Genomic DNA, 11,647 nt, shown 5'->3' with positions numbered 1-11,647 from the left:
CAGAAGCAGAAGCAGAAGCAGAAGCAGAAGCAGAAGCAGAAGCAGAAGCAGAAGCAGAAGCAGAAGCAGAAGCAGACGAGCAGCCGCAAGAGCAAGAAAAGCCAACCAAAGAGGGCTTCTTTGCGCGCTTGAAGCGTAGCCTGCTGAAAACCAAACAGAATATCGGTACCGGCTTCTTTGGCCTGTTCCGTGGCAAGAAAATTGATGATGACCTGTTTGAAGAGCTGGAAGAGCAACTGCTGATTGCCGATGTTGGGGTGAGCACCACTTCGAAAATTATCGGTAATTTGACCCAGCATGCCAGTCGCAAACAGCTGCGTGACGCCGAAGCTCTGTACGGGCTGCTGAAAGAAGAGATGTCCGACATCCTGACGCCGGTCGAAGCGCCGTTGCAGGTGGAAGGCCATACGCCGTACGTGATCCTGATGGTGGGCGTGAACGGTGTGGGTAAAACCACCACCATCGGTAAGTTGGCGCGTCAGTTCCAGTCGGAAGGCAAATCGGTGATGTTGGCGGCGGGGGATACCTTCCGTGCCGCGGCAGTTGAGCAGCTGCAAGTGTGGGGCCAGCGTAACAAGATCCCGGTGATTGCCCAGCATACCGGTGCTGATTCTGCTTCGGTTATCTATGACGCTATTCAGGCGGCCAAAGCGCGCGGCGTGGATGTGCTGATCGCTGATACTGCCGGCCGTTTGCAGAATAAGAGTCACCTGATGGAAGAGCTGAAGAAGATCGTCCGGGTGATGAAGAAGATTGATGAGAATGCGCCGCATGAAATCATGCTGACGCTGGATGCCGGTACCGGTCAGAACGCGATTAGCCAAGCCAAGTTGTTCCAAGAAGCGGTTGGCTTAACCGGTATCACCCTGACCAAACTGGATGGCACCGCCAAAGGCGGCGTGATCTTTGCGATTGCCGATCAGTTTGGCATCCCAATCCGTTATATCGGGGTGGGTGAAGGCATCGAAGATTTGCGTCCGTTCCATGCCAAAGACTTTATCGAGGCACTGTTTGCCCGGGAGGAGTAAAGGATGATCCGTTTCCAGCAGGTCAGTAAAGCCTATCTTGGCGGCCGTCAGGCATTGCAGGGGGTCTCGTTCCACCTGCAACCCGGCGAGATGGCATTTTTAACCGGACATTCCGGGGCGGGGAAAAGTACCCTGCTCAAGCTGATCTGCGGGATCGAACGGCCAAGCGACGGCCAGATCTGGTTTGACGGCCATGAAATTTCGCACCTCAAACACCGTGAGGTGCCGTTCTTGCGCCGTCATATCGGCATGATCTTCCAAGATCACCGTCTGCTGATGGATCGTACCATCTACGAAAACGTCGCTTTACCACTGGTGATCACCGGCAACAGTGCCGATGAGATTAAGCGTCGCGTGTCTGCGGCGCTGGATAAAGTCGGGCTGCTGGATAAAGCGCGCTGCCTGCCGATCCAGCTCTCGGGCGGTGAGCAGCAGCGGGTGGGGATTGCCCGCGCCGTGGTGAACAAGCCAGCGCTGCTGCTGGCCGACGAACCGACCGGTAATTTGGATGACGCCTTGTCGGCCAGCATTTTGCGGCTGTTTGAAGAGTTCAATCGGGTCGGCGTGACGGTGTTGATGGCTACTCACGATACCCAGCTGATTGCCAGCAAGCCGTATCGCCTGCTGACCTTGGAACAGGGACGACTGAAGGAGACACCTCGTGGCTAAAGCAGCACTGAAGAAAAGCTCAGATCCGCGTCCAACCCGCAGCCGTGGCAGTTTGCGCGAACAGTGGCGACATGCCTGGCACAACTGTCTGCAAGATTTACTGCTGCAGCCGGTGGCGACGTTTCTGACGGTTCTGGTGATCGCCATTGCGCTGACCTTACCCGGAGTGTGTTACCTGGGCTGGAAAAATGCCTCGTTAGCCGCTGACCAGTGGTATCCGGAGCCGGAAATTACCGTGTACCTGCAAAAGACACTGACCGACCCACAAGCGCAAGCGGTGGCCGATCAGCTGCGTCAATTGCCGGGTGCCAGCAAGCTGACCTATTTATCACGCGCCGATAGCCTCAATGAGTTTCGCCAGTGGTCTGGCTTTAGTGACGCACTGGATATGCTCAATGACAACCCGCTACCGGCCGTTGCTATTATTCGGCCACAAGGCGAGTTTGCCAGCGAGCCGGGCTTGAGCACCTTGCGCGATAAGCTGGCGGCGCAACAAGGGGTCAGTGAAGCCAAATTGGATAACACCTGGCTGGATCGCTTGACTGCTTTGACCGAGCTGGTGGCGCAAGCGGCGCTGTGGATGGCCACGTTGATGCTGTGCGCGGTATTTTTAATCATCGGTAACAGTGTGCGTCTGAATATTTTCAATCGCCGCGACAGTATTGAAGTGATGAAGCTGATTGGGGCGACCGATGGCTTTATTCTGCGTCCGTTTTTATACGGTGGCGCACTGCTCGGGTTGGCCGGTGGTCTGCTGGCGTGGCTGCTGGACAGTATCATCATCTGGCGCTTGCAGTTGCAGGTCGACAAAGTGATGCAGGTGTTTGGCACCAGCTTTACCCTGCGCGGGCCGGGGCTGGAAGAGGTGCTGTTGCTGTTGATTGTCTCGGGCATGATTGGCTGGTGCGCCGCATGGTTAGCGACCGTGCGCCATTTACGCGAGTTTGCGCCTAAGTAAAAAAACTGTTTCTCCTTTGGGAACTCGTAAGCGATTGCGCAGTCCAATAAAAGGTCTGTTTTGCGGCCAGCATCACGCTGGCAGCGCAACAAAAGCGTATCGGTGACAGATACACTTGGTTAAGATTCACCCTTTGCCCTCTGGGTAAAGTGCGCTACATTACTGACGGTCGATAGCCACAGCATGTCTGTCCTATCGGCCGCGTTTTTAGGCAGTCTGATTGCCGTACGTTTAGGTTCATATCCGACTGTTTGAGGACTTTGCCCTTAGCGGCAGTCCGCCTAGCAATACCTGTAATACCGATCTCAACGAGAGGACTTAATGACACAAGATATGCAATCCATGACCCTGGTTCCGCAAGGCAGTCTGGAAAGTTACATCCGGAACGCCAACGCTTTTCCAATGCTGAGTGCAGAGGAAGAGAAGGAGCTGGCCGAGCGGCTGCATTATCATGGTGATATTCAGGCCGCGAAAAAGTTGATCCTGTCGCACCTGCGCTTCGTTATTCACGTAGCCCGCAATTATGCCGGTTACGGTCTGCCGCAGGCGGATTTGATTCAGGAAGGCAACATCGGCCTGATGAAAGCCGTGCGCCGCTTTAACCCTGAGGTCGGGGTTCGGTTGGTCTCCTTTGCTGTGCACTGGATCAAAGCTGAAATTCACGAATATGTGCTGCGTAACTGGCGCATCGTGAAAGTCGCCACCACCAAAGCACAGCGTAAGCTGTTCTTTAACCTGCGTAAAACCAAGCAACGTCTCGGCTGGTTCAATTTTGATGAAGTCGACATGGTAGCCCGTGAACTAGGGGTTACGGCGGAAGATGTGCGTGAAATGGAATCGCGCATGGCGGCGCAGGATATGGCGTTCGATTTAGGGCCGGAAGACGAAAGCCGCGAGACACCGCAGGCACCGGTACTCTATTTGGAAGATAAATCGTCAGATTTTGCCAACGGGATCGAAGAAGATAACTGGGAATCTCACGCCGCCGACAAACTGGCCGATGCGATGAGTCTGCTGGATGAGCGTAGCCAGCACATTATTCGGGCACGTTGGTTAGATGAACCGAAAGCGACCTTGCAGGAGCTGGCGGATCACTATCAAGTGTCTGCCGAGCGCGTGCGCCAACTGGAAAAAAACGCCCTGAAAAAACTCAAAGGGGCGATCGAAGTTTAATAGCCCGCGTTTAATATCGCGATCGTGCGTAGAGTCACTGCGCGACCTGAATAGAAAAAGCCGGCAGATTGCCGGCTTTTTGCTGTCGGTTGGGCGGGTTAAGTTAATCGCGAGCGTGCTGTTTTATCGCGCCAATCCCATCATCACGATGGCTAGTTAAGCCGTCATCGGACACCAGCTGTTGGCATCACGGGCTTGCCAGCCGCAGGCATGCAAAAACGCCGTCAGCTCGGTAGGGGCTTCGGCGGTACGCACATCCATTTCCCACACGCTGATTTCCGGCACTAACAGCGGCGTTTGCTCCAGCAGATAGCGTCCCACGCCACGGCGGCGGGTGACTGGGCGCACCTGTAATTGCTGGATCTGACCGCGATGACCATCGCGAGTGACCCACAATCCGGCCAGTAGATGATCGTTAAAACGCGCCACCAGCAAAATCTCGGCATTGGCCAAGCGCTGCTGCAGCTGGGTGGCACTTTGTTGTGGCCAAATTTTCAGTAAATCGGCCATCTCTGCGGCGCTCGGCTGCGCCAGCCGTTCAATTGTCAGTTTCATCTCTTACATCCTGTCAGTGACTGAGCCGTTGCCTACTGGGCAGTTATCGTGCGCCAGTGTACTCCAGAGCGGCTGGGGGATCAGCTGTAAAAAATATGCCACACATTGTAAATAAAAGGTTACTTATTGCTGCGGCTTATGCCGCGTGCCACAAAAAGTCTGAAATATGTGACTGGCTCGCGTCAGCTGGCTATGCAATTCGGTTCCCCGCGTGATCAGGGAAAAAATAAACCTCGGTTGTCGACACTTTTTCTATGCCGATAAATGTCCTGATTGGTTGGATTTTCCTGAAATGAAACGAGTGTTTGTTTTTTGAGCGTGGAGAAAACATCTGGATTTTGGCTTACGCAACAGACAAAACGAAATCTTATGCTGCTGGTTCTAGGGTTAAGTGGCGAATAAATGCGCTTGTATCGCAACTCACAGTGATGTTAAAAGGTTGTGTGTCAGGCTGTGATTTTACGTATGCGGTGCGTTATCAGCCTGTCATCACAGAAGAACAGGAAGTCCTTAGAATAATTGCAGGCAGGAATCATCATGGTAATAAATAAATGGAATAAAACCGCTGGGTTTATCGCGCTCAGCAGTGCCCTGGCCCTGTACTCAGCTGCCAGCATGGCCGGAGAAGTCAAAATCGGGATTGCCGGTCCGATTTCCGGTCCCGTAGCCCAGTACGGTGATATGCAATTTACCGGAGGCCGGATCGCCGCCGAATTGCTCAATCAGGCCGGTGGGATCAACGGCGACAAGATTGTCGCGGTGGAATATGACGATGCCTGTGATCCTAAGCAAGCGGTCGCGGTAGCCAACAAAGTGGTGAATGACGGCGTGAAGTTTGTCATCGGACACCTGTGCTCGGCCTCGACCCAACCGGCGTCTGATGTGTATCAGGATGAAGGGGTGCTGATGGTCACGCCGGCCTCTACTAGCCCAGAGATCACGGCGCAAGGCTATGATCTGGTGCTGCGCACCATTGGTCTGGATTCTGACCAAGGCCCAACCGCTGCCAAATACATCATCAACCAGGTTAAACCGCAGCGCGTGGCGGTGATCCACGACAAACAGCAGTATGGCGAAGGCATTGCCACCAGCGTGAAAAAAGGGCTGGAAGGTGCGGGGATCCCGGTTGTGGCCTTTGAAGGGGTGACCTCTGGCGACAAAGATTTCTCTGCCTTGCTGGCCAAACTCAAGCAGCAAAATGTCGATTTTGTTTACTACGGCGGTTACCACCCAGAGCTGGGGCTGTTACTGCGCCAAGCGCAAGCGGCAGGTCTGAAAGCGCGCTTTATGGGCCCAGAAGGGGTGGGTAACAAAGAGATCTCCAGTATTGCCGGCCCGGCTTCCGAAGGGTTGCTGGTAACGTTGCCGAAGAAATACGACCAAGACCCAGCGAACCAACCGATTGTTGAAGCGCTGAAAGCCAAGAAGTGGGATAGCACCGGCCCGTTCGTGTGGACGACCTATGCCGCGATGCAAGCGATCAGTGAAGGCATCAAACGTGCCGGTAGCACTGAGCCAGAAGCGGTGGCTAAAGCACTGCGCAGTGCGCCAGTGAATACCGTAATGGGCCCGCTGACGTGGGATGAAAAAGGCGACCTGAAAGGTTTCGAGTTCGGGGTGTTTGAGTGGCACGCAGACGGCACCTCTAGTGCGAAATAAAGGGTGATATCCGTTGGCAGTCACCCCGGCGGGTGACTGCCCGTGGCGGCGGCCCGTATCGGCGGGCGGCGGCGAACAGGGAACAAGTTCCGCAAAACGACAATACCGATCGGTGTTTAGCATGGCGAGTGGCCATCTACTGAGCGGAAAGATAAGGAACGTCGTATGTCCGAGCAATTTTTCTATTTTGTACAACAGCTGCTGAACGGCCTGACCATCGGCAGTACCTATGCCTTGATCGCCATCGGTTACACCATGGTGTATGGCATCATCGGCATGATCAACTTTGCCCATGGTGAGGTGTACATGATTGGCAGCTATATCGCTTTTTTGGTGATTGGCTTGCTGATGATGTTAGGGATTGACTCCAGTGTGCTGCTGATTGGCGCCGCCTTTTTGGTGGCGATCGTGATCACCAGCGCCTACGGCTGGAGTATCGAGCGGGTCGCCTACCGGCCGGTGCGCCATTCCAAACGTTTGATCGCGCTGATCTCGGCCATCGGGATGTCGATTTTCCTGCAAAACTATGTCCGTCTGGCGCAAGGCTCGCGTAGCCTGACTATCCCGCATCTGCTGCCGGGCAACTGGGAGCTGGGCGGTAGCGGCCAGATGACCCTCAGTTACATGCAAGTGCTGATCTGGGTCGTCACCTTGGTCAGTATGTTGGCCCTCAGTCAGTTTATCCGTCACTCGCGCATGGGGCGTGCTTGCCGCGCTTGCGCGGAAGACATCAAGATGACCAACTTGCTCGGTATCGATACCAATCAGGTGATTGCGCTGACCTTTGTGATTGGTGCGGCGATGGCGGCGGTGGCCGGTGTGCTGCTGGGCACCTACTACGGGGTCGTTAACCCGTATGTCGGCTTTATGGCTGGGCTGAAAGCCTTTACTGCGGCGGTGCTGGGCGGCATTGGCAGCATTCCGGGCGCCATGCTGGGTGGTTTGTTGCTCGGCGTGGTGGAAGCGTTGACCGCCGGTTATATCAGCACCGAATACAAAGATGTGATGGCGTTTGCGTTACTGATCAGCGTGTTGCTGTTTATGCCGAGCGGCATTTTAGGGCGGCCTGAAGTGGAGAAGGTGTAATGAAACGGACGTTCATGCATGCACTGTTATCGGCCGGCATGTTAGTGGTGCTGACTTTTATGCTGATGGGCCTGCGCCTGACCAACGAAGGTGGGCAAGTGATCGTCAGTGGCGCGGAGCCGGCGCAAGTGCGCTGGATTTTTCTCGGTGCGGCGCTGGTGTTTGTGGTGCAGTTACTGCGCCCGTGGTTGAGCGGCTATTGGCAGCGAGCCAAGCAGCGCCTGCCGGTGGTGGAGTTACCGGCGCTGGATCTGAGCCGGCATCCGCAGCGATCACGCTTTTGGTTGCTGCTGGTGTTGGGGCTGGCGCTGCTGTTCCCATTTTTGGTGTCACGTAGCGCCGTGGATATCGCCACCTTAACCTTGATTTACGTGATGCTGGGCTTAGGGCTGAACGTGGTGGTGGGGTTGGCAGGCTTACTCGATCTGGGGTATGTCGGTTTTTACGCGGTGGGTGCCTATAGCTACGCCTTGCTGAACAGCTATCTAGGTTTTAGCTTCTGGGAAGCCTTGCCGATCGCCGGTTTGCTGGCGGCACTGTTTGGCTTTTTACTGGGATTTCCGGTGCTGCGGTTACGCGGTGATTATCTGGCGATTGTGACGCTCGGCTTTGGCGAGATCATCCGAATTTTGCTGCTGAACTTAACCGAGATCACCGGCGGCCCGAATGGGATCGGCCAGATCCCGAAACCTACCTTGTTCGGTTTGGAGTTTAACCGCACGGTAAAAGATGGCGGCTGGGAGACGTTTCATCAGTTTTTTGGCTTGCCTTACAGCGGTGACAGCAAAGTGATCTTCTTGTATCTGATGGCGCTGTTGCTGGTGTTGCTGACGTTGCTGGTGGTGTATCGCTTACTGCGTATGCCGTTGGGGCGGGCGTGGGAAGCGCTGCGCGAAGATGAGATTGCTTGCCGTTCTTTGGGGTTGAATCCCACCATTATCAAACTGACCGCCTTTACCATTGGAGCCACTTTTGCCGGTTTTGCGGGCAGTTTTTTTGCCGCGCGGCAAGGCTTTATCAGCCCGGAGTCCTTCACCTTTATCGAGTCGGCCATCATTTTGGCGATTGTGGTGTTAGGCGGCATGGGCTCTCAAGTGGGGGTGATTTTGGCTGCCGTGGTGATGACCGTATTGCCAGAATTAGCGCGTCAGTTTGATGAGTACCGGATGTTGCTGTTTGGATTGATGATGGTGCTGATGATGGTGTGGCGTCCACAAGGTTTATTGCCGATGCAGCGTCCGCATCTGTCACTGCCCGATTCTCCCGAAGAGCCGCAGGCGGCGTCGCGCGCAGTAGGAGAGCAAGCATGAGTACATTATTACAAGTCACGGATTTGAGCATGCGCTTTGGTGGCCTGCTGGCGGTGAACGGCGTGGCCTTGGAGCTGCATCCCGGTGAGATTATCTCGGTCATCGGCCCAAACGGGGCCGGTAAGACCACCATCTTTAACTGTTTGACCGGCTTTTATCGCCCCTCTGGCGGGCAAATTTTGCTGCAAGGAAAGCCGATTCAACACTTGCCGGGGCACCAAATTGCCCGCTTGGGCGTGGTGCGCACTTTCCAGCACGTGCGGCTGTTTAAAGAGATGACCGCGGTGGAAAACCTGCTGGTGGCGCAGCATCGTCATCTGCACACCGGTTTATTCGGCGGCCTGTTTAAAACCCGCGCCTTTCGCGCGGCGGAAGCGCAGGCGCTAGCCACCGCTGAATATTGGCTGCAAAAAATCGGCCTGACGGAGCATGCTAACCGCATGGCCGGTAATCTGGCTTATGGCCAGCAGCGTTTGCTGGAGATTGCCCGCTGTATGGTGACGCGGCCAAAAGTGTTGATGCTGGATGAGCCGGCGGCCGGTTTAAACCCGAAAGAGACCGAAGCGCTGGATGCCTTGATCCTCGATTTGCGCGCGAACCATGATGTGGCGATTTTGTTGATTGAACACGACATGAAGCTGGTGATGGGGATCTCCGATCGCATCTATGTGGTCAATCAGGGCACCCCGCTGGCGAGCGGCACCCCTGCGCAGATCCGGCATCATCCGGATGTGATCCGCGCCTATCTGGGGGAAGCATGATGCGGCGAGGAGAGCAAAAACCGCGCCTCGCGCAGTGCGCACGGTTAACCCGTGATCCAAGAGGTGCGCCGAGAAGAATGCTAAGAAGAACAAAAAGCCCCACAAGGAGGATGTATGCTGGAGCTGCGTAATGTCTGTGCCCATTATGGAAAGATCCAAGCCCTGCACGATATCAGTATGCACATCAATCAGGGCGAGATTGTGAGCCTGATTGGTGCCAATGGCGCGGGGAAAACCACGCTGTTGGGCGCAATTTGCGGCGAGCCTGCGGCCAGTGGTGGCCAAATTTTGCTGGAAGGCACTGATATCAGTGGCTGGCCGACCGCGCAAATCATGCGCTCGTCCTTGGCGATTGTGCCGGAAGGGCGGCGAGTGTTTGCGCGGCTTACGGTGGAAGAGAATCTGGCGATGGGCGGCTTTTATACGGCCAAAGAGGATTACCGGCGGATTTTGGCTCACGTATACGAGCTGTTCCCGCGTTTGTATGAGCGGCGCGAACAACGTGCGGGCACCATGTCCGGCGGTGAGCAGCAAATGCTGGCGATTGGGCGTGCGCTGATGGCTAAACCGCGGCTGTTATTGCTCGATGAGCCCTCGTTAGGTCTGGCACCGATTATCATCCAGCAGATTTTCAGCATTATCGAGCAGCTGCGCCGCGAAGGGATGACCATCTTCTTGGTAGAGCAAAATGCCAATCAGGCGCTCAAGTTATCCGACCGCGGTTATGTGCTGGAAAATGGGCATGTGGTACTCAGCGGTACTGGCGCGGAATTGTTGGCGAATCCGGCCGTGTGTGAGGCTTATTTGGGGGCGTGAGGCCATCGGCGCGAAGAGATATCTATCGGTTCGAAGAGATATCGCGTATTTAGAAAGAAAAAAAGCCGTCGCAGTGCGACGGCTTTTTTGTCTGTTTTTTATCTGCTTTTATGTCTCGGCGCCGTATCCCAGTTAAGGTAAATCACGCTGCGCCACATCGGTATCTGAACGGTGACGGTTGATGTGGGCGAAGGTGTATTCCTTGTAGCTTAAAAACAGCATCAAGGCACACGGCAAAATCAGGCACAAGAAACGGTCTTGGGCAAAGCCGTAGGCGGCCACGGTAATCCCCAAAATGAAACTGACCACTGACCAGAATAGACTCCACAGCAAGGCTTGCTCTTCGCGCCGGCTTTGGCCGCAATAAGGCTCGCTGGTGGCAAAAAACTCGGTCAGACGGATGGTCAGCTGGATCAAATTCCCGGTCGCGGTCGCGGTACCAATGCGGTGACGCAGCATCAAACGCGAAATCGCACAGTGGATCCCCATGGCAGTCACCCCCAGCAAGCTGGTCAGCAAGAGCCAGAAATTATCGCTGTCCGGCTCGGCCTTGAGAGTGTGGCCGCAAATCATAAATAAAAACAGCAATACGGTTTCCGCCATATACCAGCGCGCTTTATAAAAAATACTGTGCTGATTTTGGCGGGTGAAACTGTAGGTCACCACCGCCATCGCCAGCATAAAGCAGACTACCGCGCTGACGGCCAGCCACAAGGTGGTTGCCAATGGGGCGCTGGCGACGATCAAGCTCTGGATAATACTGGATGTGAACAGACCGCTTAAGCCGATAAAACCGACGGTATCGATATAACCGGCAATCCACGACAACAGCACGGGCTCTAGCAGGAAGGGTTCCTTACGGGGGAATTCCATAGAAGCACCTCGATACTCCGTATGCAAGGGATGACATGACCGACAACGCGGTCGTCACCAATAATTGGGATTAACAAACCACTGTGGTACCCGCTCTACGTGAAGCTGCTTGAACTGTGCCGCCTGTGATTATACGAACAGTAGTTTTACACAGTAACTTTACGTAGCGAGGGTAATGTGTAGTGTTCAGGCTAGCGGGAGTGACCCAATAGCGCTGTGATTACATTAGCGTTTTTCACATGTACAAGGGTTAAAACTTGTAATCATTCTTGAGAGTCCACACAGTTCGTCGGGTTGGTGCTAAGCCCGAATCCGGTACAATGCGGCGATAGCGGATAATCCTATTTGCTCCGGCCAAACGTTGGCCGTCGGTGGTGGTTTACAGAGGTGAGCATGACGCAATTTCAGTTTATTTCGGTCGAACAGGCGCTACAAAAGTTGCAGGCTGAGCAGGCGGTTTTGGTCGATATTCGCGATCCGCAAAGCTTTGCTGCTGCCCATGCGCCGCAGGCATTTCACCTGACCAATCAATCCTTGCTACCTTTTATGCAACAGACTGATTTTGCGATGCCGGTGATTGTGATGTGTTATCACGGCAACAGCAGTCAGGGCGCAGCACAATATCTTGTTAATCAGGGCTTTGATGAGGTATACAGTCTCAATGGCGGCTTTGAAGCCTGGCGTAAAGTGGCGCCAGTGGTGAGCGATCCGCTTCAGCCAGAATAACCGGACGTCGTTCCGGTTTGTTACGGGAACGTC

General features: G+C 54.7%; 12 protein-coding genes. 10 read left to right on the top strand and 2 right to left on the bottom strand.

Annotation, left to right across the window (positions count from 1 at the left end; genetic code table 11):
• The 4 genes from ftsY to rpoH form a co-directional block, all read left to right on the top strand.
• The coding region (ftsY, locus tag L975_RS03380; RefSeq protein WP_047707149.1) for a signal recognition particle-docking protein FtsY at window positions 1–1,028 on the top strand (1,028 nt) is incomplete at its 5' end.
• A gap of 3 nt (window positions 1,029–1,031) precedes the next feature.
• Complete coding sequence (gene ftsE / locus L975_RS03375; RefSeq protein WP_010862831.1) at window positions 1,032–1,697, top strand: cell division ATP-binding protein FtsE; 666 nt, start codon at window positions 1,032–1,034, stop codon at window positions 1,695–1,697.
• Window positions 1,690–2,655 carry a permease-like cell division protein FtsX gene (ftsX, locus tag L975_RS03370; RefSeq protein ID WP_225624445.1) on the top strand — a complete coding sequence of 322 codons (966 nt, stop codon included), beginning with the start codon at window positions 1,690–1,692 and terminating at the stop codon, window positions 2,653–2,655. Before ftsE ends, ftsX begins: the two co-directional genes overlap by 8 nt.
• Window positions 2,656–2,976: 321 nt before the next feature.
• Entirely contained in the window at window positions 2,977–3,828 is an 852-nt protein-coding gene (gene rpoH / locus L975_RS03365) for an RNA polymerase sigma factor RpoH (protein WP_039045956.1), read from the top strand.
• A 156-nt stretch (window positions 3,829–3,984) separates the two neighbouring features.
• Here the strand turns inward: rpoH and panM are convergent, their stop codons facing one another.
• On the bottom strand, window positions 3,985–4,383 hold the full coding sequence (gene panM / locus L975_RS03360) for an aspartate 1-decarboxylase autocleavage activator PanM (RefSeq protein ID WP_039045957.1): 399 nt from the start codon (window positions 4,381–4,383) through the stop codon (window positions 3,985–3,987).
• A gap of 537 nt (window positions 4,384–4,920) precedes the next feature.
• Between panM and L975_RS03355 the strand changes: the two genes are divergently transcribed.
• The 5 genes from L975_RS03355 (at window position 4,921) to L975_RS03335 (ending at window position 10,015) form a co-directional block, all read left to right on the top strand.
• Complete coding sequence (locus L975_RS03355) at window positions 4,921–6,042, top strand: branched-chain amino acid ABC transporter substrate-binding protein (protein ID WP_116546591.1); 1,122 nt, start codon at window positions 4,921–4,923, stop codon at window positions 6,040–6,042.
• A gap of 165 nt (window positions 6,043–6,207) precedes the next feature.
• Window positions 6,208–7,128, top strand: a complete 921-nt coding sequence (gene livH / locus L975_RS03350; protein WP_039045958.1) for a high-affinity branched-chain amino acid ABC transporter permease LivH — start codon at window positions 6,208–6,210, stop codon at window positions 7,126–7,128.
• Window positions 7,128–8,438, top strand: a complete 1,311-nt coding sequence (locus L975_RS03345) for a high-affinity branched-chain amino acid ABC transporter permease LivM (protein ID WP_047707147.1) — start codon at window positions 7,128–7,130, stop codon at window positions 8,436–8,438. Before livH ends, L975_RS03345 begins: the two co-directional genes overlap by 1 nt.
• Window positions 8,435–9,199 carry a high-affinity branched-chain amino acid ABC transporter ATP-binding protein LivG gene (gene livG, locus L975_RS03340; protein WP_047707145.1) on the top strand — a complete coding sequence of 255 codons (765 nt, stop codon included), beginning with the start codon at window positions 8,435–8,437 and terminating at the stop codon, window positions 9,197–9,199. The genes L975_RS03345 and livG overlap by 4 nt, the downstream gene beginning before the upstream one ends.
• A 114-nt stretch (window positions 9,200–9,313) precedes the next feature.
• Window positions 9,314–10,015: an ATP-binding cassette domain-containing protein gene (locus L975_RS03335; protein WP_039045960.1), complete on the top strand. Its 702-nt coding sequence runs from the start codon at window positions 9,314–9,316 to the stop codon at window positions 10,013–10,015.
• 132 nt (window positions 10,016–10,147) lie between these two features.
• Here L975_RS03335 and L975_RS03330 read toward each other — a convergent pair whose 3' ends face one another.
• Entirely contained in the window at window positions 10,148–10,888 is a 741-nt protein-coding gene (locus L975_RS03330; RefSeq protein WP_039045961.1) for a YoaK family protein, read from the bottom strand.
• A 393-nt stretch (window positions 10,889–11,281) separates the two neighbouring features.
• Between L975_RS03330 and glpE the strand changes: the two genes are divergently transcribed.
• Window positions 11,282–11,614, top strand: a complete 333-nt coding sequence (gene glpE, locus L975_RS03325) for a thiosulfate sulfurtransferase GlpE (protein WP_010862821.1) — start codon at window positions 11,282–11,284, stop codon at window positions 11,612–11,614.
• Window positions 11,615–11,647: the final 33 nt, after the last annotated feature.

It is taken from the genome of Plesiomonas sp. ZOR0011 (genome assembly GCF_000800945.1).
Taxonomy (GTDB): domain Bacteria; phylum Pseudomonadota; class Gammaproteobacteria; order Enterobacterales; family CAMTGL01; genus Plesiomonas; species Plesiomonas shigelloides.
This window is presented reverse-complemented; position numbering and strand designations above follow the sequence as displayed.